General features: G+C 67.3%; 19 protein-coding genes. 10 read left to right on the top strand and 9 right to left on the bottom strand.

What is annotated here, in order from left to right; all coding sequences use genetic code 11:
- Positions 1 to 14: 14 nt before the first annotated feature.
- The 3 genes from ABWO17_RS02770 to ABWO17_RS02760 form a co-directional block, all read right to left on the bottom strand.
- Complete coding sequence (locus tag ABWO17_RS02770; RefSeq protein WP_353115820.1) at positions 15 to 569, bottom strand: tetratricopeptide repeat protein; 555 nt, start codon at positions 567 to 569, stop codon at positions 15 to 17.
- Between the two features lie 23 nt (positions 570 to 592).
- Positions 593 to 1,204 (bottom strand): C39 family peptidase, encoded by a 612-nt coding sequence (locus ABWO17_RS02765; RefSeq protein WP_353115818.1) that lies wholly within the window; start codon positions 1,202 to 1,204, stop codon positions 593 to 595.
- Between the two features lie 166 nt (positions 1,205 to 1,370).
- Complete coding sequence (locus tag ABWO17_RS02760) at positions 1,371 to 1,769, bottom strand: PA2779 family protein (protein ID WP_353115816.1); 399 nt, start codon at positions 1,767 to 1,769, stop codon at positions 1,371 to 1,373.
- Between the two features lie 490 nt (positions 1,770 to 2,259).
- On the opposite strand from ABWO17_RS02760, the gene ABWO17_RS02755 reads away from it, so the two are divergent.
- Positions 2,260 to 4,008, top strand: a complete 1,749-nt coding sequence (locus tag ABWO17_RS02755; protein ID WP_353115814.1) for a hypothetical protein — start codon at positions 2,260 to 2,262, stop codon at positions 4,006 to 4,008.
- Positions 4,001 to 4,624 carry a hypothetical protein gene (locus ABWO17_RS02750; protein ID WP_353115812.1) on the top strand — a complete coding sequence of 208 codons (624 nt, stop codon included), beginning with the start codon at positions 4,001 to 4,003 and terminating at the stop codon, positions 4,622 to 4,624. The genes ABWO17_RS02755 and ABWO17_RS02750 overlap by 8 nt, the downstream gene beginning before the upstream one ends.
- 218 nt (positions 4,625 to 4,842) lie before the next feature.
- Here ABWO17_RS02750 and ABWO17_RS02745 read toward each other — a convergent pair whose 3' ends face one another.
- Both ABWO17_RS02745 and ABWO17_RS02740 read right to left on the bottom strand, forming a co-directional pair.
- Positions 4,843 to 5,544 (bottom strand): DUF3298 and DUF4163 domain-containing protein, encoded by a 702-nt coding sequence (locus ABWO17_RS02745; protein WP_353115810.1) that lies wholly within the window; start codon positions 5,542 to 5,544, stop codon positions 4,843 to 4,845.
- Positions 5,545 to 5,749: 205 nt separating this feature from the next.
- Positions 5,750 to 6,976 carry a sodium:calcium antiporter gene (locus tag ABWO17_RS02740; RefSeq protein ID WP_353115808.1) on the bottom strand — a complete coding sequence of 409 codons (1,227 nt, stop codon included), beginning with the start codon at positions 6,974 to 6,976 and terminating at the stop codon, positions 5,750 to 5,752.
- A gap of 346 nt (positions 6,977 to 7,322) precedes the next feature.
- Between ABWO17_RS02740 and ABWO17_RS02735 the strand changes: the two genes are divergently transcribed.
- The 4 genes from ABWO17_RS02735 (at position 7,323) to ABWO17_RS02720 (ending at position 10,139) form a co-directional block, all read left to right on the top strand.
- Complete coding sequence (locus ABWO17_RS02735) at positions 7,323 to 7,631, top strand: TIGR03905 family TSCPD domain-containing protein (protein WP_353115806.1); 309 nt, start codon at positions 7,323 to 7,325, stop codon at positions 7,629 to 7,631.
- A 203-nt stretch (positions 7,632 to 7,834) separates the two neighbouring features.
- The gene (locus ABWO17_RS02730) at positions 7,835 to 8,155 is read left to right on the top strand and encodes a DsrE family protein (RefSeq protein ID WP_353115804.1); all 321 of its coding nucleotides are present in this window, start codon (positions 7,835 to 7,837) and stop codon (positions 8,153 to 8,155) included.
- Positions 8,156 to 8,392: 237 nt separating this feature from the next.
- Positions 8,393 to 9,277 (top strand): hypothetical protein, encoded by an 885-nt coding sequence (locus tag ABWO17_RS02725; RefSeq protein ID WP_353115802.1) that lies wholly within the window; start codon positions 8,393 to 8,395, stop codon positions 9,275 to 9,277.
- Positions 9,278 to 9,347: 70 nt separating this feature from the next.
- Entirely contained in the window at positions 9,348 to 10,139 is a 792-nt protein-coding gene (locus tag ABWO17_RS02720; protein WP_353115800.1) for a hypothetical protein, read from the top strand.
- Here ABWO17_RS02720 and ABWO17_RS02715 read toward each other — a convergent pair.
- Positions 10,136 to 10,555, bottom strand: coding sequence for a PaaI family thioesterase (locus ABWO17_RS02715; protein WP_353115798.1), 420 nt, complete (start codon positions 10,553 to 10,555; stop codon positions 10,136 to 10,138). The two genes, ABWO17_RS02720 and ABWO17_RS02715, sit on opposite strands and share 4 nt — an antisense overlap.
- A gap of 224 nt (positions 10,556 to 10,779) precedes the next feature.
- Here ABWO17_RS02715 and ABWO17_RS02710 point away from each other — a divergent pair, with 224 nt between their 5' ends.
- The 3 genes from ABWO17_RS02710 (at position 10,780) to ABWO17_RS02700 (ending at position 16,865) form a co-directional block, all read left to right on the top strand.
- Complete coding sequence (locus ABWO17_RS02710; protein ID WP_353115796.1) at positions 10,780 to 11,226, top strand: alanyl-tRNA editing protein; 447 nt, start codon at positions 10,780 to 10,782, stop codon at positions 11,224 to 11,226.
- A 348-nt stretch (positions 11,227 to 11,574) separates the two neighbouring features.
- Positions 11,575 to 13,572 (top strand): molecular chaperone HtpG, encoded by a 1,998-nt coding sequence (gene htpG / locus ABWO17_RS02705; protein ID WP_353115794.1) that lies wholly within the window; start codon positions 11,575 to 11,577, stop codon positions 13,570 to 13,572.
- Between the two features lie 551 nt (positions 13,573 to 14,123).
- Positions 14,124 to 16,865 (top strand): methyl-accepting chemotaxis protein, encoded by a 2,742-nt coding sequence (locus ABWO17_RS02700; protein WP_353115792.1) that lies wholly within the window; start codon positions 14,124 to 14,126, stop codon positions 16,863 to 16,865.
- A gap of 125 nt (positions 16,866 to 16,990) precedes the next feature.
- On the opposite strand, the gene ABWO17_RS02695 is transcribed toward ABWO17_RS02700, so the two are convergent.
- From ABWO17_RS02695 to ABWO17_RS02685, 3 genes are all read right to left on the bottom strand, one after another.
- Complete coding sequence (locus ABWO17_RS02695; protein WP_353115790.1) at positions 16,991 to 19,138, bottom strand: monovalent cation:proton antiporter family protein; 2,148 nt, start codon at positions 19,136 to 19,138, stop codon at positions 16,991 to 16,993.
- Positions 19,139 to 19,473: 335 nt separating this feature from the next.
- A complete protein-coding gene (locus ABWO17_RS02690; RefSeq protein WP_353115788.1) occupies positions 19,474 to 20,025 on the bottom strand; it encodes a hypothetical protein in 552 nt (183 codons plus the stop codon).
- An 880-nt stretch (positions 20,026 to 20,905) separates the two neighbouring features.
- Positions 20,906 to 21,487, bottom strand: coding sequence for a hypothetical protein (locus ABWO17_RS02685; protein WP_353115786.1), 582 nt, complete (start codon positions 21,485 to 21,487; stop codon positions 20,906 to 20,908).
- A gap of 1,374 nt (positions 21,488 to 22,861) precedes the next feature.
- On the opposite strand from ABWO17_RS02685, the gene ABWO17_RS02680 reads away from it, so the two are divergent.
- Positions 22,862 to 24,298: a D-alanyl-D-alanine carboxypeptidase family protein gene (locus ABWO17_RS02680; protein ID WP_353115784.1), complete on the top strand. Its 1,437-nt coding sequence runs from the start codon at positions 22,862 to 22,864 to the stop codon at positions 24,296 to 24,298.
- Positions 24,299 to 24,343 lie beyond the last annotated feature (45 nt).

Here is a 24,343-nt window from a genome sequence, read left to right as displayed (position 1 = left end):
GGGGCACCGGGACGCTACTTGTTCCGCGCGTCCCGCACCTGCTTCAAGGTATCCTCGAAACTTTGGCGGTGGGCATCGTCGGCAAGGCGCACGGCCTCTTCGGCCAGCCGCTCTGCTTCATCCAGCCGTTCGCCGCGTGTCAGCAGCAGCCAGGCCAGGTTGTTGCGCGCCGGGGCGGATTCCGCCTCGGGCAGGGCACGGATGGCCTTGCGGTAATGGCCTTCCGCCTCTTCCATCTCGCCCTTCTGGAACAGCAGGTTGGCCAGGTACAGGTGGGCCTGGGGCACGTCGTCGCGCACGGCCTCGGCATATTCGCGCCGGGCCAGGTCCAGTTCACCCTTCTGTTCGTAGGCGCGGCCCAGTTCCAGGTGCTCCGGGCCGGACAACGGGTCTTCGTAGATGCCGATGCGCGGCAGGGCGCACCCGGTCAGCAGCAGGGCCAGCAGCAGGCACGGCAGGATGGCGCACCGCGCCGTGGGTGACATGGCGGATGCCCGGGCGGGCCGGAAAGTGGCGGCGGAAGCGGGAACGGCGACAGGGACGAAAGCGAGGAGCGTGGTGTCCGGCATGGAACCTCCCGTGACGGTTCGGGCTACGGGGCGGGCGCGGGGGCTGGTTCCTGCCGCCGGACCTCCAGCGTCCAGCGGTCGGTGCGGTCCCAGGTGCGCAGAAACGATGCCCACGGCAGCCGTTGCAGGGGGGTGCGGTCGGAATTCACGATGACCGCGTCGGGCGCGTAGCCCACCACCACCATGAAATGATAGGTGCTCACCAGCCCGTAGCCGTGATCGACCATGACGATGCGCGGCTGGCCGGAATCCACGGCGGCCATCAGGTCGGCCACGGAACCGTCGTACCAGCGGCTGGCAAGCCCCAGGGTGCGCGGGTACAGGGCGAGATCCAGCGAAAGCGTGCCGTGCATGCCGGGGCGAAAGATGGCGTCGGCCACGCCGTCCGGCGTGGCCTGGGCGCCGGTCAGCCCCAAATGGCGCAGCACCCCTGCCAGCGAGGCGGGGCCGCACTGGTACGCTTCCTGCGCGAAGAACGGCACGTCGGGGATGATCCGCTCCGCAACGGGGCGGGTGGGGTCCGGCGCGAGGCTGCCGGGGCCGCGCAGGCACCCCGTGCAGACCAGCGCCGCGCAAAGCAGCAGCAGGCACGGCAGTGCCCGCTGTAGCAGGGACCGGAACCCGGACGGCAGCAAAGACCAAAGCGCCTGCCGGAACGACGGCCGGAGGGCACCAGGACACGCTAGGGCCGGGCGTACGACCCGGCATGCTGACGAAAGATTCATGGGCATGGCAAGGCACCCCCGCCGCCCGGACAAGCCGGGGCCAGTCCGGGCGGCGGGAGCAGAACGGTGCGCGCGGCTACTGGACGACCACGCGGCGGTCGGCGAAATGCAGGATCAGCACCACCAGCAGGATGACGACAAGGATGGCGATGACGAAGCCAAAGCCGTCGCCGCCGTGGGTCAGGTTGTCGATCTTCTTGGCCAGGTCGTGCAGTTCGGCGTCGGACAGCATGGACAGGCGCTGTTCAACTTCTGCCGAGGAATAGCCAAGGGCTTGCAGGCGCTCGGAAACCATCTTGTTTTCCAGGGCCTTCTGCACACTGCCGATGTCGCTGGCGCGCTGTTCCCCGGCCACGACGCCGGCGTTGGGAACAAAGGCGGCTTCCACGCGGGGCACAAAGCTGAGCAGGCCCATGACGGCCACCATGACCATGGCGATGTGGCGCAGGGAGCGCCAGTTCAGAAGCATGTACATGTGTTCCTCCTTCTTTGGGGTCGCCGTCGCCGTCACCCGGAACCGTACCGTTCCGGGTCCGGCTTGCGCGGCGCGCACACGGCATTCGTGAAAATTTCTAGACTTGCCTAGCAGACTTGCATGGCGATTACAAGACACTCCGCCGCGCCGATGTGGCGGCAACCGTTCCCGAAAGCGGCACGGCGCGGCAGCGCCGTGCCGGAGGCCTGGCGCGGGTCTGACGGTGCGTGCGCGCACGGTGTCCGGTGCCCCTCGGCGACAGCTGCCTGGGTTGCATGGTGATATGCCTATGCCACCCCTCAGCCCGTTTGAAAACCTGCCTCCCACCACCTTGCCACCACACCGCCGCCATGGCGGCGCCCCCTCCGGATGCCCGCGCCACCCCGCTGCGCCCCCCCTGCGACCGGCGTTACCCGTTTTCCTCCGTGTAGGGTGTGCGCCAGCGAACCATATCCTTTCCCGCCACCCCTTTCCCGGAGGATTTCCCCCCATGACGGCCACCACCCGGCGCGATGCCGCCGCGCTGTACGCCGACCTTGCCGCAGACGCCGCCCGGCGCGGCCCCGCCGCCCTTGCCGCCATGCAGGCGGAACTGGGCCGACGCGACCTGTTCTACCTGCTCACCCGGCTCATGGGCCGGGCGGACATGGACCGCGACTGGCTGTTCGAGCGCTGCCGCGAGGTGCAGGCCGCGCCCGACGGCCATCTGGATCTGTGGGCGCGCGAGCACTACAAATCCACCATCATCACCTTCGGCCAGACCGTGCGCGACATTCTGAACGACCCGGAAATCACGGTGGGCATCTTTTCCCACTCGCGTCCGGTGGCCAAGGACTTCCTGGGGCAGATCAAGCACGAGTTCGAGCACAATGACCTGCTCAAGCGCCTGTACCCCGACGTGCTGTGGGCCGCGCCGCGGCGGCAGGCCCCGGTCTGGTCGCTGGACAAGGGCATCGTGGTGCGCCGCCGGGGCAACCCCAAGGAGGCCACCGTGGAGGCGTGGGGACTGGTGGACGGCCAGCCCACGGGCAAGCACTTTCGCCTGCTTGTCTACGACGACGTGGTCACCCGCGAATCGGTGACCACCCCGGAAATGATCGCCAAGGTCACGGAATGCTGGGCGCTGTCGCTCAATCTGGGTGCCAGTGGAGGAAAATGCGGGAGCATTGGCGGTGAACCCGGCGACACTGCCCGCGAGGATGGCACGAGGCAGGTCAACGACACGCCCGCCCCCACGGGCGCAAGCAATGCGCCGTCCGCACGCGGCGCGGGCCGCCGCCGCTACATCGGCACCCGCTACCACTTCAACGACACGTGGCGCACCATCCTCGAACGGGGGGCGGCAACGCCGCGCATTCACCCTGCCACGGCCACCGGCGCGCCCGACGGCCCCCCGGCACTGCTTTCCCCGGCGACACTGGCCGAAAAACGCCGCCAGATGGGGCCGTACGTGTTCGGCTGCCAGATGCTGCTGAACCCCGCCGCCGACACGGCGCAAGGCTTTCGCGCCGAATGGCTGCGCCGCTATGCGGCGGATATGGACAGCGCTTCCCGCAACGCGGGGCCGGGCAGCCCGGCATGGCACGCATCCCCCCTGGCACGCTGGGGCCACTGCAACCGCTACCTGCTGGTGGACCCGGCGGGCGAGCGCAAGAAGGGCAGCGACTACACGGTGATGCTGGTGGTGGGGCTGGCCCCGGACGGCAACCGCTACCTGCTGGACGGGGTGCGCGACCGGCTGAACCTTACGGGCCGGGCCGCCGCACTGTTCCGCCTGCACCGGACCTGGCGGCCACTGGCCACGGGCTACGAAAAGTACGGCATGCAGGCCGACATCGAACATGTGCGCACCGAACAGGAACGCCGCAACTACCGCTTCGACATCACTCCCCTGGGCGGCCCCATGCCCAAGAAGGACCGCATCCGCAGGCTGGTGCCCGAATTCGAGCAGGGCCGCATGCTGCTGCCCCACCGCCTGCCCTTCATGGACGCAGAGGGCAAGCGGCGCGACCTGGCGCGGGAATTCGTGGACGAAGAGTACCTGGCCTTTCCCGTATCCCGGCACGACGACATGCTGGACTGCCTGGCCCGCATCCTGGACCCGGAGCTGGGCGCGGAATTCCCGGACCCGGATTCCGGAGGATTCGGCCTGACGGGCCACGGCGCGGGCTTCGGCGGGCATGGCGGTGCGGGTGACGCCGGCGACATCGGGAATATGGAGTACCCATTGTATGGCTAGGGCAGCCCGGTCTCATCCGGCGTCGCCGCCGCTGCCTCCGCTGGTGCTGCGTTCGCGCCACCCGTCCCACCCGGCCCCGGTTACCGACGCGGAGCTGGACAAGCTATGGAGCGCCCTGTGCGATGACGGGCTGGCCCCGGTGGTGTTCCATGACGGCGGCGTGCGTTGCGCCGCCGACCTGCGCGCGCTGCTGGCCCCGCACCGGGCGTGGTGCTATCTGGTGCAGGCGGCAGGCACCCCGCTGGCCCTGTGCTGGGTGGACGGCTTTTGCGGCCGCGCGGCGCGCATCCACTTCTGCGTGCTGCGGGCCGGGCTGCCCCGCGCGGAAGAAATCGGTCGCATGGTGGTGTGTTTCCTGCTGCGTGCGCAGGCCCCCGTGCAGCCCCCCGCGCCGCCACCCGCGCCGAACGGGCGCCCGTCACCGCATCTGCTGGACACGCTGGTGGGCCTAACCCCCGCGCCCTACCGCCATGCCCTTGGCTTCGTCACCCGGCTGGGCTTCCGCCGCGCGGCGGTGATTCCCGGCGGGGCGGTGCTGGCGCGGCCCACGGGCACCCGTGTGGTCGACGCAGTGCTCACCCTGTGCACCCGCTCCGACCTGCCCGACTGCCGCTGATCTGTCCGACTGTCGCCGACCTGCCCGACTGTCGCTGACCTGACCTGCTGCGTGGACCGTGACGGCTGCGCGGACCGGACCGACTGCCACCGGCATGGCGGCTACCGCAACCCGGCTGTCCCCGGAATGCTTCCAGCCAACGCAACCGTGAACCACACGTGAAAAGGGCCGGAACGCGCACAGCGTTCCGGCCCTTCGGCATCGTTCCTTCTTCCCGGCTAGCGGGAAACGCCCCACAACTCCAGCCGTGGCCCGGCGTCGATCAACACCCCCAGCGGCACGTCCACCAACTGCGGCCCCGCAGACCAGGGCGCCACCTGATACGGCGGAAAATGCACCCGCACCCCTTCCGGCGTCAGCGCGAGGCTGGCGTAGTTGTCCGCGTCGGGGCTGGTGCCGCTGCGCAGCATGTCCTCGGCCCGGTCGTCGCCCAGCGCTTCGGCCAGGGCCTCGTAGCAGTACGAGGCCAGCAGGGCCAGCGCGCCCTCGGTATCCGCAAAGATGTCCTCCGGCGCCAGGCGCGCACCGGAAGCCATGTCGTAGCTCAGGGTGATGATGTCCAGATTGCCGTGGGCACCGCCGGTGTAAGTCCAGATGCTGAAGGTGACCGTGACCGCCCGGGCCGAGGCGCGGGTTACCTCGTAGGTCACCTTCAGTTCGTTGACGAAATGGTGGGCATTGGGGTCTGGCGTGCCATTGGCGGGTTCGGCCCCGGTTCCGGGCTCGGCCAGCCCCTGCCGGAACGCGCCCACGATGTGCGCGGCCCAGCGGGCCAGGTCGTCGTCCACGGCGGCCTGCCCCAGACGCGGATAGCGCACGTCGATGTCGAAATCGTCCTCGCGCAGGGTGATGGAGGCTTCGTCGTCACGCGGCGCGCCGGGCTCGGCTGCCCGCACGAAACCCGGCAACCACATAGGCATAAGGCTTCCCGCGCACAAAGAAACGAATCCCATTGAAGCGGCAACCAACACCCGGCGACGTTGGCCACGCAAACCCAATTCCGCAAAAAAACGTTTGCCGTCACTCATGGCCCGTCTCTAGCACGAGCGGCCCGCCGCGCCAAGGGTGCGACGGGCCGCGAAGGATCACGACATGCGAATAGTCACGCCGCCAGCGGCGCGCATGCTACACGCGAAAGCCGTAGCGCAGGTCCAGCAGGGTGCGCGGGCGCAGCAGCAGCATGCCGCCCGCCAGCACCACGTACACCAGGCTGAACCAGATGTGCAGCCGGTCGGGAATGTGCGGCAGGCCCATGGCCGCCTCTATGGGCGCCTGGATGAACGGCGAAATGAACTGGGCCAGGAACAGGCCGAACAGCACCAGCGCCCCGCGCATGCCGATGCGCATGCGCAGCAGCAGGCAGATGGCGAACAGCGACTGCGCCGCCGTCAGCAGTATTTCGTTCATCTGGTGCGAATCCATGGGAATGGGCGGGTGCACAGAGCCGGACGAGGCTGCGTACACGCCGGGTATCATGCCCACCAGCAGGGTCCACTGGTTCAGCTTGGACGAAATCAGGCTGCCCAGCGCGATGCTGGCATGGCCGCGCAAGGCGAACATCAGCGACACGATGAACTCGGGCGCCTCGGAGGCGATGGGTGCAAGCCACTGCACCAGCAGGAATTCGTTGATGCCCAGCACCTTGCCGGAGGCCACCAGGCTTTCGCTGAACAGTTCCGCGTCAGCCAGGATGACCACGGCGGCGAACAGGAACAGCGACAGGGTGGCGATGCGGCGGTGCCCCGTGGGCAGCTTGGCCAGCACTTCCGCCGGGCCTTCCGCCTCGAACTCGGTGCAGGGCCTGCGCGAAACCAGCCAGATGTACCAAACGTACAGCGAAACCAGCGCCACACCGTCGTACCACGCCAGCGAACCCTTGATGGGAATGACGAACGCGTACGCCGTGGCCATGGCCAGGAACACCAGATCGGTGCGGCGTTCGCTTTCCACCACCACCGCGCTGCGAAAACGCATCCAGCACACCAGCACGATGGCGCTCCACCCCACGCCGATGAGCAGGCGGTTGGCCCCGGTCATGTTGGCAATGGCGTAATGGGCGTAGTCGCTTTCCGGGTGCTGCCCGGCCATCCAGGTAAAGTACATATCCACGGCGTACTCGGGCAGCACGGCGATAAGTGCCACCACCGCCAGGGCCAGCGTCTGGGGAATGTCCAGCTGCGCCACCTCGCAGGCCCACATCAGCATGAACGACGCAGCCAGGATGGCCCCGCCGGTCAGCCCGGCCATGACCAGGGGGCTGATCTCGGGGTGCAGGGCGCGCATGGCAAGGCCCGGCAACGTGGCCAGCACGGCCAGCAGGAAGGGATACCAGTCGCGGAACGCGTGTTTCACAGTCAACCTCTCGATACCATTTGAGAATTCACAAATCGCCAGAGGCCAAAAAGAAAAGGCGAGACCTCCGGCATTCCTGCCGTGAAGGTCTCGCCAATTGGTCCGGTTTGCGGGTCCGTCCCAACGGCAACGCCAGGCGCGTGCGCCATGCTGTTGACGTTGCCCTTGCTGGCTACTCCCCTTGCTGTGTGAGTAAATAGTCCGCCCCGCCCGACGCGTCAAGCGGGGTGCGCCCCCTTTACAGCGCGGCATGGCGGGCCTATGTCTGGCGCCGAACCCAAACGGCACCCCACGCCACACCAGCAATCCGGCGCGCCGGGCCACCGCCGCGCCACGGAGTTTCGACATGCATGTTCATGTTCCCACCGGCGTTTGCAGCAAGCAGATCCAGTTCGACGTGCGCGACGGCATGCTGCGCGACGTGCGCTTTGCCGGGGGCTGTCCCGGCAACCTCGAAGCCCTCGGACGCCTGCTTGACGGCATGCCGGTACAGGACGCCATCGATAAACTGGTCGGCATCACCTGCGGCAGCAAGCCCACCTCCTGTCCCGACCAGTTGGCCAAGGCCCTGGCCGGCCTGCTCGAAGGCCGCCCCCTGACCGCCCCGGCACAGGCGGTGGGTTTCGGCCTGAAGCCGCTGAACCCCTTCGGCTAGACGGGCGCGACGCCCCGAACGGTGGCCCCACCCCGCCGCTGCCCGACCACACTCACGCCACTACCACGGCATCCCATTCACGGCGCGGTCCCACCGCGCCGTGGCCGTTTCCGCCATCCGGCCAGGAATGCAACGACTTGCATCCCGGCCAAGCGCCGCTTATGATAGATTCTATCTATCAACCATGCGGCGGAGCATTTGAAATGCAAATACTGATCATCCTTTCCAGCGCAGACCCGGAAATCCGCTGGAACACCTTCCGCTTCGGCAACTTCCTGCTCGAAAAGGGCGAGGAAGTAACCATCTTCCTCAATGGTCCGGCTGCGGACTATGCAGCGGGCGACGGCCCCTCGTTCCCCATCCGCGACCAGGCCCGGCTGTTCTCCCTCAGCGAGGGCGTGCTGGCCGCCTGAGGCAAGTGCCAGGACATCCACGGCGTGGATGCTGACGACACGGTGGCGCGAGGCAGCCAGCAGTTTCTGTACGACGAGATGCTGAAGGCGGACAGGGTGCTGAACTTCTGAGACAGACGGCGGACCGGGGCAACCCGGCCTGGGAGCCTTCTTGCACCGCCCCGCCTGCCGCCCGCCATGGGGGACGCGGGGCGGCATCATTTTGCACGGACGATACGCCGCGCGGCTGCACGGCCCCCGGCCCGCAAGCCGCCCCGGCCCGGTCCCGCAAAAGCCCGTTGACAGTCGCACGGGGCGGTCATAAGACGCGGGTGCGACCGCGCCACGCGGTCATATCCGGAGGATTCCATGCCCGTCCGCACCTCGGCCCGGCCCGCCAACCATACCGACAGGCGCGCAGCCGCCGCCACATCGCGCGGCTTCCGCGCCCTGTCCCCATTGCCGGGCGTATCGGGCCTGTCCCGCTTGCTGGCCACCCTCTTGCTTGCCATGTCGTTGGTCATGTCACTGGTCGCCTGCGCGCCGCGCATCACCGACGACGGCGCCCAGCCCTACGCAAGCCCCCAGCCGGAACGCATCTACCCCGGCCCCGTGCCGGTGCAGGTGCTGGACCGCTTTCTGCTGACGTCCTTTGCCCAGCGCCACCCCGACGCCGCCCAGCGCGCGGGGCTGGTGGTGCTGCCCGATGGCCGGGCCGAACCTTCCGGCGACATCGTACCGCAGGACTACCAGCCGGAATCGTACGGACTGGAACTGGCCCTGCGCCTGAACCTGCGCTCGTTCCCCTCGCTGCTGCTGGGCTTTACCGACGATACGCGGCGCACCTTCGCCTCGCCCAGGCAGTGGACCGTCAGCGCGCTGGACCGCACCACGCTCAACGTCCATTCGCCCGACCTCATGAACACGCTGGTGGTCTTCGCCACGCTGGACTGGAACGCCAACGGCGTGCGCGACTGGCTGGTGCTGTTTACCCAGAAGACCCCGCACGACGAAGGCTTCTACCTGGGCTACTGGCTGGTGGTGGAAGATCCCGCGCCCAAGGGGCTGTTGCAGGCCCGGCTGCTGTCGCTGGACGAATACCGGGGCATCGGCCAGCCGGTGGTCCGCACCGGCGAAGAAGCGCGCGTCTTTCTGGACAAGCTGCTGCGCGAGCAGATCCTGCCCGCCTCGCAGGAAGCGGCGCGCCAGGCCGCCGACGAGGCCACCATCAAGGCCATCCTGAAGAAGCCGTAGCCGTCCCTACCCCCCGTGGCGCGCCGCACCGCGCCGGACACCCCCAAACGCCCACCGGGCACCACCTGCCATGCACCGCACCCGCACCCGTACCGCCCAGCGTTCCGCCGCCCTGCGCGGCCTTGCCGCTCTTGTCCCGCTGCTGTTGCTGGCCCTGGCCTCCGGCTGTGCCCTGCAACAGGTGGAGGTGGTGCGGCCCGACATGTTCCGCAACTACGCCATCTACCTGCGCGACGAGTTGGTGCGCCGCAACATCCTGGACGCCGAGGGCAACTACATGGAGGCGGCCATCCGCGACAACCGCGACTACCGCCCCGCCTCGTACGGCGAGGAACTGTACCGCCGCCTGTCCACGCGCTTTCGCTCGGCAGAGGCGCGCAACGGCCTTGCGGGCGAAACCTTTGCGGATTCCGCAGCCCCCGATGACAACGTGCGCATCGGCAAGGTGGGCTTTGCCCTGGGGCAGGGCATGGACGTGATTTCCGTGTCGCATACGGCCATCACTGACTGGAACGGCGACGGCGTGAACGACTGGCTGGTGACCTGCACGGTCACCCCGCTGTTCGGCACCGGCCCGCGCGAATATTATCTGGTGGTGGAAAACGTGGCCCCCACGGGCGTGCTGAAGCCCACCCTGCTGGCCATCCGCGACTGCGCCAACAACGAATGCACCGTGCTGGTGGGCAAGGCCCGCAGCAAGGTGCTGGGCTTCGACCCGGACCGCAGCACCGACAAGGCGCCCGCCAACTTCGTGGAATCGCAGCCGGGCCAGCAGATCGTGGTGCCGCCGAACACCCCGGCCCCGGCGGGCGCGCCCGGTGCGGGCGGCCCCCGCGTGCAGGAGCATTCGCTGTCGAACTAGGCGGGCTGCCGGATGTTGTACACCCCCCGCCCCTCGGCCACATGCCGGTCCGGCCTGTCGGCGGACCAGATGACCACCTGCGCGTTGCCCACCCGGTTTCCCAGCAGCTTCACCGTGGCCTCGGCATACAGGTCGCTGGCGGACGCGGGCCGCAGATAGTCGATGACAAGGTCGATGGTGGCGATGCGGTCGTCGATGCGGCACTTCGTCCACACCGCGAACCCGGCACACACGTCGGCCAGTGACGATATCACCCCGCCGTGCAGGGCGGGCCGCCGCGTATCGCCCACCAGTTCCTCGCGGTACGGAATGTACAGCTTCACCCGGCCCGCTTCCATCTCCGCCACCCGGATGCCCAACAGTTTCTGGAACGGCAGCCCGTTTTCCACCAGATCGGCCAATGCCTTGAAATCCATGCAACCTCTCCTGTATCTTCGCCCGGTGCGGTGACCGGATCATGCGGGGCGTACGGAACGTGCGAAACGTGCAGGCCCTACGAACCATACGGCGCAGGCTCCGGCGAGATCTGTCGCTGCCGCCCCCGCAAGCACGTCACACACCTACCCCATGCCCGGCGCAAGCGCCACTGGCCCGCACGCCCCACGTGCAGGCCATCCAACCGCCCCCCACGGAGACTGCCATGAGCAAGGACGAAGCCCCCCGCATGCACACCGCCGAGCACGTCCTGAATGGCGTGATGGTGGCCCGCCACGGCTGCGGGCGCTGCTTCAGCGCCCACATCAACCCCAAGAAATCCAAATGCGACTACCACTTCGACCATCCGCTGGACGACGCGGAGGCCCGCGCCATTGAGGCCGAAGTGAACCGCGTGCTGTCCGGCAACCTTCCGGTCACCGCCGTGAACATGGACCGCGCGCAAGCCGCCAGCCGCTTCGACCTGGGGCGCCTGCCGGACGATGCGGGCGACACCCTGCGCATCGTGTGCGTGGGCGACTTCGACGCCTGCCCGTGCAGCGGCACCCACGTGGCCAACACGGCGGAAGTGGGCACCTTCCGGATCATCTCGCACGACTTCGAGAACGGCGTGCTGCGCGTGCGCTTCAAGCTGGACGCCCCGGCGGCGTAGTCCGTCTTCAGCGGGAGGGACCGAGAAAAGACGGGTGGCGGGCCGCCCCCGCGCATTCCCGCCTTTCTCTCCCCCGCCTTTCCGATGCGCGCCTCACGGGCCGTCCACTCGACAGCGGGCGGCCCGTACGCATGTCCCGCCCGGCATCGTCCTTTCGTCCCTTTCCTTCCCTTCCCTTCCCGACCGCAGCCGTCTTGACAGGCGCCGCTTTGGCACTATCTGCACTGGGGAATTTTCCGGCCGCAACGGCACGGAACGATTGTACAACATTCGGGCATGCCCGGACTCGTCACGAATGCCGGGCGCACCCTTTCCGTTCACCAGATCACGCCTTCACAGGAGGAAACGATGACCGCCGCCGCGCACGAGACCCATGAATTTCGCACCGAAGTGCAGAAACTGCTGCACATCATTACCCACTCGCTGTACACCAACCGCGAGATTTTCCTGCGCGAACTGGTCTCCAACGCATCCGACGCCCTGGACAAGCTGCGCTTCTTCCAGAGCCGGGGCGATGCCGTGACCGCGCCCGACCTGCCGCTGGACATCACCATCACCGTGGACAAGGACGCGCGCATCCTGCGCATTGCCGACACGGGCGTGGGCATGACCCGCCAGGAACTCATCGACAACCTGGGCACCATCGCCCGGTCCGGCTCGGAACGCTTCATGTCGGAACACGGGATGGGGCACGGACTGAACGGCGGGGCCAAGGCCGACGCCGCCGCAGGCGAGGCCGACGGCGAGGCCGCGTCCCCGACCTCCGCAGCCCCTGCCGACGCCGCGTCCATCATCGGTCGCTTCGGCGTGGGCTTCTACTCGGTGTTCATGGTGGCGGACACGGTGCGGGTCACCTCGCGCTCGTGCCAGCCCGGCGCGCCCGCCCATGTCTGGGAATCGGACGGTTCCGGCTCGTTCAGCGTGGCCGAGGTGGATGGCGCGGACGATGCCGCAGCCCCGGCGCGCGGCACGGTCATCGAGGCGCACATCAAGGAAGACGCGGCGGAATTCCTGGAACGCCATCGCCTGGAATCCATCGTGCGCACCCACTCCAACTTCCTGCCCTTCCCCATCATGGTCGAGGGCGAACGGGTGAACACCACCCCGGCCCTGTGGCGCGAACCGAAGTTCTCGGTCACTCCGCAGCAGTACGAGGACTTCTACAAGTACCTCACCTTCGATGCCGCCGCCCCGCTGGAGACCATCCACGTTTCGGTGGACGCCCCGGTGCAGTTCACCGCGCTGATGTTCGTGCCGCCGCACGGGCAGGAACTGTTCGGCATGGGCCGCGACCGCTGGGGCCTCGACCTGTACGTGCGCCGGGTGCTCATCCAGCGCGAGAACAAGGACCTGCTGCCGGAATACCTCAGCTTCGTGAAGGGCGTGGTGGACACGGAAGACCTGCCCCTGAACATCTCGCGCGAGACGCTGCAGGAGAACGTGGTCATCCGCAAGATCGGCCAGACGGTGACCAGGCAGGTGCTCGGCCATCTGGAAAAGCTGGCCGCGTCCGACGCGGACAGGTACGCGGAATTCTGGCGCGGGCACGGCAAGGTGTTCAAGCTGGGCCACACCGACTGGGCCAACCGCGAAAAGTTCGCGGCCCTGCTGCGCTGCAATACCTCGCACCACGACGACGCCAAGGGGCTGTCCTCGCTGGACGACTACATCGGCCGCGCGCGCGAAGGCCAGAAGGACATCTGGTACCTCTCCGCCCCCAACCGCGAGGCCGCGCGGCTGAACCCACACCTGGAAATCTTCCGCAAGAAGGGGCTTGAGGTGCTGTTCCTGTACGAGCCCATCGACGAGTTCGTCATGGACGCACTGGGCAACTACAAGGACTTCGCCCTGAAGGCCGTGGAACACGCCGACGCCGCCACCCTGGACGCCTTCCCCACCGTGGAGGAACGCAAGGAAGCCGAGCCCCTGGCGGAATCCGACGCCCCCGCCTTCGACGCGCTGCTGGCCCGCATGAAGGAACTGCTGGGCGACAAGGTGACCGAGGTGCGCGTGTCGCACCGCCTGTCCGACAGCCCGGCCTGCCTGGTCAGCCCCGACGGCTCGGTGACCTCGTCCATGGAAAAGCTGCTGAAAGTCATGCAGCGCGACGAGTCCATCCCCAAAAAGGTGCTGGAAGTGAACCGCGACCACCCCATCCTGCGCAACCTGCTGCGCATCCACAAGGCCGACCCGGCCGACCCCATGGTGGAAAGCGCCACCCTGCAACTGTTCGAGGCCAGCCTGCTGCTGGAAGGCTACCTGGCCGACCCGCACGCGCTGGTGGGCCGTCTGTACGGCCTGCTGGAACAGGCGGGCGGCTGGTACGCCGAGGTCAAGAAGCTGTAGGCCGCAACGCCGCGCCGCGTTGCGCTGCCAGACTCCTGCATGCACATGTCCGGGCGGGTGGGCGAAAGCCTGCCCGCCCGTTGCGTAGCGCTCCCCCCCACACACAGTCCGCCCCTAAGCGCTCCGCATGCGGCCCCCCGCGTAACGCGCAGTGGCACGCCGTGCCGTTCCGCCTTCCTCCATTTCGCATCCAACAGCCCGTCACAGCCGACGGTTTTACAACTTTCCGCCATTCCGCCCCCTTCCGTTTGACAATATTCGCATAGCGCCGCCCCTTTCCCGCTTTGACATCACCCCCAAAAATGTGAACGGTGCTCCCGTGGGCGGCACCCCGGACTTCAGGACGAACACACCGCGCCGCCCGCTCCGTGCGCCCGGCACCGTCGGGCGCGCGTGGCGCAAGGGACCGCAACCCGGCGATCCCGCGCCCCCGCCGCGCCGGATCAATGGGGAACCGCGCGCGGTTGCCGGACAAGGGTCACCATGCCCGCGTCCGGAACCTGTTTCACTGTGCGGCGTCAGGTAAGGCGTCAAGGGATCAAGGTGCGGTCATGACCCTCAAACGGCAGTTGCTTCTGGGGTTTCTTTCGGTATTGGCGGCAAGCGGTGTCGGCATCGCGGCCACCCTGTGGTGGGTGGGCGCGGGCGGCATGCACGAGGTGGGGCGCACCAGCGCCGCCGCCCTGCAGGAACGGGCACAAGGCCAACTGGCCACCCTGCGCGGCGTCAAGTCGGCCCAGGTGGCCGACCTGATGGAACTGGTGGCCGACCAGCTTGCCGTGTACGCCGGTGACCGCACGGCCATCGACGCCAGCCTGGCCTTTGCCTACGACGTGGACCTGGTGCGCCACGAATCGGAAACCCCGCCGGACGCCCTGGCCGCCTTGCGTCCGGCCCTGGCCGAGGCCGTGTCCGGTCCCGCCTTTCTGGGCTGGAATGCCTTTGCCCGCCATGCCGCCGCCGCGCCCGGCTACGCCCCCCGCCCGGCGGCGGCCTACGTACCCGCCGACCCCAACGCCCAACTGCTGTGGGAACACTACATCCGGCGCAATCCGGCAGCCCCGGGCGAGCGCCAGAAGCTGGACGAACCGGCGGACCTTGTCTGCGGCTACGTGGACAACCACCTGAAATTCCACCCCGCCTTCCGCGACTTTGCCGAGCGGTTCGGCTATGCCGACGTGCTGCTGCTGGCCCCTGATACCGGACGGGTGCTCTATTCGGTGCGCAAGAATCCGGACTTTGCCCAGCGCGTCACCGACGGCCCCTTCGCCAAGACCGGCCTTGCCACCGTGTTCCGCGCGGCGGATGCATCCGGCAAGGCGGGGCGCGCGGGCGAGGTGGCCCACAGCGACTTTGCCCCGTACGAGCCCGCAGGCAACGCCCCGCGTGCCTTCGTGGCCACGCCGGTGTTCGATGGCGGCAAGGGCGGCAAGTACGTGGCCGTGCTGGCCTTCAGCCTGCCCGTGGCCAAGCTGAACAGCCTGATGCTGTCCGGCGGGCGGTTCGAGGCCTTCGGCCTTGGCAAGACCGGCGAAACCTATCTGGTGGGCCCGGACGGCCTGCTGCGCACCTCGCTGCGCACTTCGCCCGATGAACTGGACGTGCTGCGCGACAAGGTCAGCACCGATGCGGTACGCGCCGCGCTGGAAGGCAACACCGGCCAGGCCCTGACCACCGACCCGCGCGGCCATGCCGTGCTGGCCGCGTGGCAGCCGGTACAGGTGCTGGGCACCCGCTGGGCGCTGGTGGCCCAGATGGAATCCGCCGAGGCCCTGGCCGCCAGCGCCGAGGTGGAGCGCATGACCTCTGCCACCGGCGCCCGCATGGCCGGGGTCGCCGTCATCGCGCTGGGGCTGTTTCTGGCCGCCGCCTGCGCCGTGGCCTTCCGCATCGTGGCGCGCATCATGACCCCCATCGACCGCCTTGGGGCCTATGCCGAGGCCGTGGCCAAGGGCGACTTCAACGCGACCATCGACGGCAGCTTTCCGGCAGAACTGGACGCCCTGCGCGGCTCCATCCGCAACATGGTGGCCCGGCTGAAGGACCGCCTGGGCTTCGCGCAGGGCATTCTGGACGCCATTTCGGGCACCTTTCCCTGCATGACCCTGGACAACGCGGGCCGCATCACCTTCGTGGGGCAGATCCTGCTGGACCTTGCGGGCAAGCCCGGCAAACCCGCCGACTACCACGGCCAGCGGGTGGGCGAATTCTTCTTCGGCGATGCCAGCCGCCGCACCCGCTCGGACGAGGCGCTGGAAACCCGCGCCCGCGTGGAAGGCGAAATGACCGTGGCCGGCAACGGCGGCGAACACATCCTGCAAGTGAACGCCAACCCGGTGTTCGACCTGGACAACGACCAGACAGGGGCCTTCACCCTGTACTTCGACCTGACCACCATCCGGCGGCAGGAGGCGGACATCCGCGCCAAGAACGAGAAGATCGCCGCCGTGGCCGCGCAGGCCGTGGGCATAGCCCGCGAGGTGGCGGCATCCGCCGGGGTGCTGGCCACCCAGGTGGAGGAAGCGGCAAACGGGGCGCGCATGCAGTCGGCCCGCGCCACCGAAACCGCCACCGCCATGGACGAGATGAATGCCGCCTCCACGGAAGTCGCCCGCAACGCGGCGGAAGCCGCCGACAGCGCGGCAGAGGCGCGCACCCGCGCCGCCGAGGGGGCCGGGTCGGTGACGCGGCTGGTGGACGCCATCAGCGCCATCCGGACCCGCACCGAGGAACTGGAATCGTTCATGGGCGACCTTGGCCAGCGCACCGACGCGGTGGGCAACGTGCTGGGGGTCATCAGCGACATCGCCGACCAGACCAACCTGCTGGCGCTGAACGCGGCCATCGAGGCGGCGCGCGCCGGTGACGCCGGGCGGGGGTTCGCCGTGGTGGCGGACGAGGTGCGCAAGCTGGCCGAAAAGACCATGCAGGCCACCCACGAGGTGGGCAACGCCATCCGGGCCATTCAGGACGGGGCGGCGCGGTCCATCGACGGCGCCCGGCAGGCGGGCGAGGCGGTGCGCGAATCGGTGGGGCTGGCCCGCGAATCGGGCGACACCCTTGACCGCATCGTCACCATCGTCACCGGCACCGCCGACAGGGTGGGGTCCATCGCCACCGCCGCCGAGCAGCAGTCCGCCGCCAGCGAGCAGGTGGGCAGCGCCGTGGGCGAGGTGAACCAGGTGGCCGCGCGCACCGCCGAGGGCATGGAGCGGGCCGAGTCGGCCATTTCCGGCCTGGCCGCGCAGGCCGAGGAGTTGCAGCGGCTTATCTCTGCCCTGCGCGCGGGCTAGCCGCCAACGGGCAAAATGACACTTTGGCGGACCCTCCTGCGCCTTGGCCTTTCAACAACATTCTGCAAACAAATGCCCCCGCGAAGAGCTTCTTCGCGGGGGCGGTCTTTTCTGCAAAACCGGGATCAGGCTGTTTCGCCGGGCGTCGCCCCTTCCGGAGCGGCAGAACCGCCCGGCGTCCCGCCCGCGTCTTCCGCCGGAGCGGAACCATCGGCCAGCGTGGCTTCCAGGGAAGGTCCCGTCTCCTCTTCGCCCGTCTCCCAGGCCCGCCGCCGCGCCGCGAACAGCCCTGCCTTGGCCGCGATGTCCGCGTGCGGGCCGAACACGTAGGCCACGTCGCCCGCCATCAGGCGCAGGGTGCCGTCCGGATTGGGCAGCACGTCCTCGCCCCGCTTCACCGCCACCAGGGTCAGGCCGTGCAGGCGGCGCAGGTCGGCCTGTTGCAGGGTCATGCCGTCCAGCATGCAGCCCGCCTCCACGGTCATGGCGCTCAGGTCGAAATCGGTGAAGTAGGTCGAAAGGGCGGCCAGCGATTCGGTGCGGATGTCCACCTGACGCAGCATGTCGTAGCTTTCGGTGCGCACTTCCTCCACAAAGCGTTCTATCTCGGCGCGCGGCACAAGGTAGCGGCTCATGACCCGGGTAAAGATTTCCACGGAGGTCTCGAACTCCTCCGGGATCACGACATTGGCGCCCAGGTCGCGCAGGGCCGCTATCTCGCTGATGAACCGGGTGCGCACCACGATGTGCAGCGAAGGATTCAGCTTGCGCGCCGTGTCGGTGATGCTGCGCACGGCGACCGGATCGGAAATGACGATGGCCAGCACCCGTGCCGCGCACGCGCCCGCGTGCTCCAGCACCGCGATGTGCGAGGCGTCGCCGTAGGCAATGGGCTCGCCCTTGGCGGCAAAGGTGCGCACCGTGTCGGGGTTCATCTCCAGGATGGTGTAGTCGATGCCCGCCGCCTTGGCAGCCCGGGCCAGGTGCCGCCCGCCGATGCCGAAACCCACGATGATCAGGTGGTTGGTCAGGTCCATGCCGCAGTGCGCGCCGCCCGCCTCTTCCGCCGCCGCCTCCTCCCCGCGCCGGGCCAGCCGCGCCCCGGCGGGCAGCAGGCGCACGGCGGCGTCGGCCATGCGCGGGGCACCGGCGATGAGGAACGGCGTCAGCGCCATGGTCATGATGCTGGCGGCCAGGAACAACTGGTACTCGTTGCGGTCGAACAGCCCGTACGAAACCCCCGCCTTGGCCAGCACGAACGAAAATTCCCCCACCTGGCACAGGGCCAGGCCCACCATCAGTGCCGGGCGCAGGGGATAGCCCAGCATCAGGGTGGCGCCGCCGCCCAGCAGGCACTTGACCGCCAGCACGGACGCTGTCACGCCGATGACCAGCGGCAGGTGGTCGATGACGAAGCCAAGGTCCAGTAACATGCCGACGGAAATGAAGAACAGGCTGGTGAACACGTCGCGGAAGGGCATGATGCCTTCCAGCGCGCTGTGGCTGTACTCCGATTCGGCCATGATCAGCCCGGCCAAAAACGCGCCCAGCGACAGCGAAAGGCCCATGGACGAGGTAAGCAGGGCGATGGCCAGGCAGAAGGCCAGCGTGGAGACCAGGAACACCTCGCGGTTGCGGGTACGCACGATGCGGTGCAGCATGGCAGGCACCAGCTTGCGCGACAGCAGGAACACCAGCAGGATGATGCCTGCCCCCTTGGCCATGGTGAACAGCAGGGAAGGCCCGGCCTCGCCGCCCTTGCCCGCCAGAAACGGCACCAGCAGCATCATGGGCACAATGACCAGGTCCTGAAAGATCAGGATGGACAACGAGATGCGCCCGTGCGGACTGTCCATCTGGGCGCGCTCCTGCAACAGCTTGAGCACGATGGCTGTGGACGACAGCGCGGCCAGAAAGCCGATGAACGCCGCCGTGCCGTGCGGCAGGCCCAGCAGTTCCGCCCCGCCCGCAAAGGCCAGGATGGTCAGCGCCACCTGCGCCAGCCCCCCCAGAAACACTGGCTTGCGCAGCCGCATCAGTTCGCCGAGCGAAAGTTCCAGCCCGATGGTGAACAGCAGCAGCACCACGCCCACCTCGGCCATGATCTCGACCTCGTGCGCGGCCTTGACCAGCCCCAGGCCGTGCGGCCCGGCCACCACGCCCGTCAGCAGGAAACCGACGATGGCTGGCACCTTCACGTAATGACAAAGATAGATGACGGCCACCGAAAGGCCGAAGATGACCACGAATTCCTTGAGCAGAGGCAGTTCCATCGTACCTTCCGTGCAATGCGGCATGTTTGGCCCGGCGGGCCTGATGTGTGTCGCGCCGGGCGGCCTGCGCGCGACCGGGACGCATTCTGTCGGAGCCGATACTGGCACGCGTGGGGAACGTCTTGCAAGCCCGACGCCTGCACACTGCGGCATCCGACACGCCATTGCCGCTCCTTCGTGAACGCGGCAGTGAATGCCGCAAAACCGCAGGCGCCCCTCCTGACGGCAGGGGCGCAACGATGTTGCGTCGGCTTGCCCACACGAAAAAAAGGGGGAGCTTGCAGCCCCCCCTCGTATGGTCGTTCTGCGCCCCGAACGGCGCTGCGGTGCACGCGCTAGGCGGCGCGGGCCACGCGGCGAAGCTGGTCGAGATCCAGCACCACCGGGTCGATGAGGGTGAAGCCGCCGGGATTGCCCCACGTGAAGTTGTCGGCACACAGGGTGTCGTAGCGCACTTCGTCGATGGCGCGCATGGTGCTGCCCAGCACCGGACCGAAGTCGGTGATGCAGGTCATGAAGCGGGCGGCATCGAAGCTTTCCACGTTGTTCCAGCTCCAGGTGTAGCTGCACACTTCTTCGGCAAAGCCCATTACCGCCAGGTACTTGGCCTTGCTGTCAAGGTACAGGTTGCTCATGCTGGTAGACACGTTGCCAAGCAGCGCGCCCATGTCGAAGGTCTGTTCTGCCCCGTCGATGCTGAGCTGCACCTGGGTGTCGGCCTCGATGCGCATGCCGAAATTGCGGGTGTTGCCGCGCCGCCAGAAGTCCATGTACTTCTCGGCGTAGATCTTGCGCCCCTTGGCACGAATGGCCAGCGCCGTACGCGGCGAAACGGGGTGCAGAGCCAGATCGCAGCTTCTGCCGGAGATGGTAAGGGTAACGTTCATGATCGGACTCCATTTCGTTGCCGATGCGCCCTCTCGGTTTCCGGCTGCATCCGGTGCGGCAACCCGGATGCCGTGCGATCCCTCCGTGAGATCGCATGTGGGGTGGGCCCGTCCGCCGTCCCATAGGACTGCGCGCCGCCTGTGCCCCGCGCCGCTCTCGCGCATCGTGCCGCCAGCCGTGTCGAACACCTTCCGCCACCCCTGCCCCCTCCGGGCCACCCCGCGTCAGGCGGAGCGGTCCGGCCTCCTTCCGGCACGGCACGGGGCCGCAAGCCTGAAGGTGTCACCTCCATCGTGATGAACGGGCAGGTTCCGATGAAGGGACGGGGACCGGGATCGCTTGTACTGGTTGTTCACACAGCGACGACGAGCCCACACTGCCTCCTGACTCGCTGTTTGTCAACTCAACCTATTGCAATATCCCGTGCTCACTCTCTCCGGCCGAGCAGGCACTTCATTCGCGCGCAGCGTACTTGTTACTGAAATTACATACTATTTTTGTAAACACGCCAGAGCCCGCCACGCAACAGCCCACCACCATTCCAAACTGATTGCACAACCCGCCTGCGCAGAAACCCACGGCTTTTCGGTGTTTTTCGACATGTATTGTGATTTTTTTCCTTTGCTAAAAAAAATGGTGAGCGATCACTGTATTCCGTATGGCGACTGGCAGCCAACGCAACGCCTGCCCATTGGCGGCAGGCCGGAAAAAAGAAAAGACGGGGCCCGCCGCTTACGGGCGGCGGGCCCTGAGGGAGGGGGAGAGCGGAGGGTGTGGGGACCTCCGCTCTCGGGCAGGGAGGGGTAGGGCTACTACGGGTGCGGGTCTGACGAACGGTCGGGCGGGAACCCCAACCGGGAGTGCCTGTATGCGGCGATGTTACGCCGCCTTCTTGTTGTCGTCGGCCTTTTCGGCCTCCACCTCGCGGCGCACGTCCGCAAGGTCGATGATCATCGGGTCGATAAGGGTGAACCCGCTGGGGTTGCACCACGAATCGTCATCCGCCAGGTGGCCGTCGTAGAACACATTGTCCACCACGTTGTACCCTTGCGTCTTCATCACGCGGTCCCAGTTCAGCACCTGGAAGCTGAACCCGGCGGGGTCGAAATGCTTCACGTCGTGCCATATCCACTTGAAGGCGCACCACTCGTCGTCATAGCCGAGCACGGCAAGGTACTTGGCCTTGCTGTTCAGATACATGCGGCGGCGAATGGTGGTCACGTCACGGTACAGCAGGCTTTCGTCCAGTTCAGTCTGGCGGCCATCCACGAAAAGGCGCACCAGGCTGTCGGGACCAAGACGCATGCCGAAGGTGCGGGTGTTCCCCTTGCGCCACCAGTTCATGTACTTTTCGGCGTATATTTCGCGCCCCTTGGTGCGGATGGCCTCGGCCGTCTGCGGCGAAACGGGGTGCAGGGCAAGGTCGCAGCTCTGTCCGATGATTTCGAAGGTGATGTTCATGACGGTCCTCTCCGTTGGAGGTTTGCGCTCCGCGTTCACGCTTTCCGTTAAGACATCCATCCGGACCGGCTCGGCGGTCTGACTCGACGTCCTTGCCCAGCCACAAAGCACAGCCCGTGCCATTGCGTGACAACGACACGAGAAGAAGCCTTGAGATATTATCACAACCCACTCAAATTAAAGATAAATATTTTTATCACAAGCTCACCTCCACATCTCGACGCTTCGCGCAACCTTGCGCGGACTGACTGCTCAATCTTGCATGATTGCGCGATTAGTTGATCAACTAGCGCGATCTCGCCCGCAAGCGACCACTTGCTTGCGCAATCAAAAGCAATCACGATCGCTTTGCGCACCATCCCGATATATCGATATATTTCATGCTGTTCGCAACTCCCAGAAAGAAAAAGACCGGCACCCGACCACCGGCAGGCCACCATTGGCCTGCGCCCCCCCCGCCGCCAACTGCCTCACGCACCCGCCCCACTCCCCCTGCCACACGCCATGCAACGGGCAGCCGCGCCTCTTGCCACGCGCATGCGCGCTCCTCATCCGGAACCGGGGTTCCGACAAACCGCAACAGAATCGCCTGACACACGTTGCCTGTTTGCGGGGGGCGCCACTGCACCACGTCAAGGTGTGAATGCAATGCGGTGCACAACGACTGTGGCACGGCTTGCAATAACGGGCGTGCAGGTGCCTGCCCCCGGAACCACCTCGCCAATCGAAAGGCAAGCAACTGCGCGGGTTGACGGCTAGCTCCCGACACTCGGCAAACTCTAGAAAATATTCAACATGCCGGAATTCCGGCTACCCACGCGCCCGAAAAAAGCGCACGCAACGGTGGCGTCCCGGCGTGCAACGACCTGCAACGAAGGGGGCGCACGCTGTTCCGCCTCCCGCACCAAGCACTCCCGGTCGCTTCATCGGCCTGTCCCCCCCTTCCCCGACGGGGCAGACGCGTGCAATTTTCTGCGCATCCATCAGAGAATGCTTGTCATGGCCATCCCTCTACAGTAATGCTAATTGCGGACATCGGCGCACGACCATTCCGGACGGAATGCGGCGCCCAGCCACGCGCGCCACGGGCGACGCACATGACAAGCAGCGGGACGTACCGCCCCTTGGAAGCGGGCAGCGTCCGAACCGCGTGATGCGGCACACCCCCAACCACTGCCGGATCGGCACCCCGCACCGGGCAGACGAACCCGACGCGGCGGGCCTGCCGAAACGGAACAGGCGGGGATGCCGGAGGTTCTGCCGGGCCAGGCCACGGCATTCCGGCGACGCATCGCGAGGGCGCGCGCATGGCGCGCTGCCTGAAACACCGGTTTCCCGGCCCGGAGCGGCCGGCTCGGAAAGGCGAGACAGCGCATGCGCATGCACAGCACCGTTCCCGGCCACATGGCCTCACGCCAGCATCATGCATCCCCCACCCCGGCGGCCCCTGCCGCCCGGTCCATCGCACGGCCCGCCCAAACCTGCCGGACAGGTCTTGTGCTTCTGGCCCTGATGGTTGCCGCGCTGCTCGCCGCTCCCGTGGCGGCGCACGCCACCAGCCATGAAACGCTCGACGTGCGCTCCGCCCTGTTGCTGGACATGAGCACCGGGCGCATCATTTACGAACAGAACGCCGACGAGCCCATTCCCCCCGCATCGCTCACCAAGGTGTTGTCCATGTACGTGGCCCTGGACCAGGTGCGCGCGGGCAAGGCATCGCTGAAGGATACCGTCAAGGTCAGCCGCCGCGCCTTCTCCACCGGCGGTTCGCGCATGTTCCTGAAGCAGGGGGAAACCCTGACCCTGGACGATCTGCTGGAAGGCATGGCCGTATCCTCGGGTAACGACGCCAGCGTTGCCACTGCCGAACACATCGGCGGCAACGTGGACAACTTCGTGCAGATGATGAACGCCAAGGCCAGGGCGCTGGGCATGAAGAACAGCGTGTTCCGCAACCCGCACGGCCTGCCCGCCGCCGGGCAGCACACCACCGCCCGTGACATGCTTTCCCTTTCCCGCGCCTACCTTGCCCAGTATCCGGAAGCCCTGCGCTACCATTCCACCCGGTACATCAAGCACAACAAGGTCATCACCACCAACAAGAACCCCCTGCTCGGCAACTGCGAAGGGGCAGACGGCCTCAAGACGGGCTGGGTATTCGCTTCCGGCTACAACATCATCTCCACGGTGAAGCGCGGCAAGACCCGCCTGCTGGCCGTGGTGCTGGGCGCGGAAACCACCCAGGCCCGCGCCCAGGAAGTGAACCGGCTGGTGGAAGCGGGCTTTCGCTCCGTGGCCGGGGGCGGCAAGCCCGTTTCCATGCTGCTGGCGGACATGAAGCCCTCTGACTACGGATTGACCCTGCACAAGACCAACAGCGAGGCCTACGCCGAACTGCGCAAGTCGTCCAAATCCGCCAAGTCGCGCAAGACGTCGGTGGCTGCCGCCAAGACTGCGGAAGGTGCCAAGGCCGCACCTGTGCAGAAGAAATCCCAAAAGAAAAAGGCTGCCGTCACGGCGGAAAAGGCCGACCCCGCCAAGACGGGGCAAAAGGCCGCGCCGAAGGCGTCCAAGTCCACTGCGTCCGCCACGGCCAAGGCTTCCGACGCATCCAGGACCACCAGGACCAAAGCCAGCGCGCAGGCCCAGGCGAAGCAGCCCGAACGCAAGGCAGTGGCCAAGACGGAAGACCAGGAACCCGCCCCCAAGGCCGCCAGGAAAAAGTCCTCCGCCACCAAGTCCACGGCGGACAAGACCCCCGCTCCCGGCAAAAAGGCCACCCCGCGCGAGGTGGCAGACAAGCAGGGCTGATGCCCGCCTGGTTGCCGGGTTTCGTACGACGCCGCACGCACAAAG

The sequence above is a fragment of the Nitratidesulfovibrio sp. genome, from assembly GCF_040373385.1.
GTDB lineage: Bacteria > Desulfobacterota > Desulfovibrionia > Desulfovibrionales > Desulfovibrionaceae > Cupidesulfovibrio.
The sequence above is the reverse complement of the archived record's forward strand: the minus strand, read 5'-3'. Positions and strand labels throughout refer to the sequence as shown.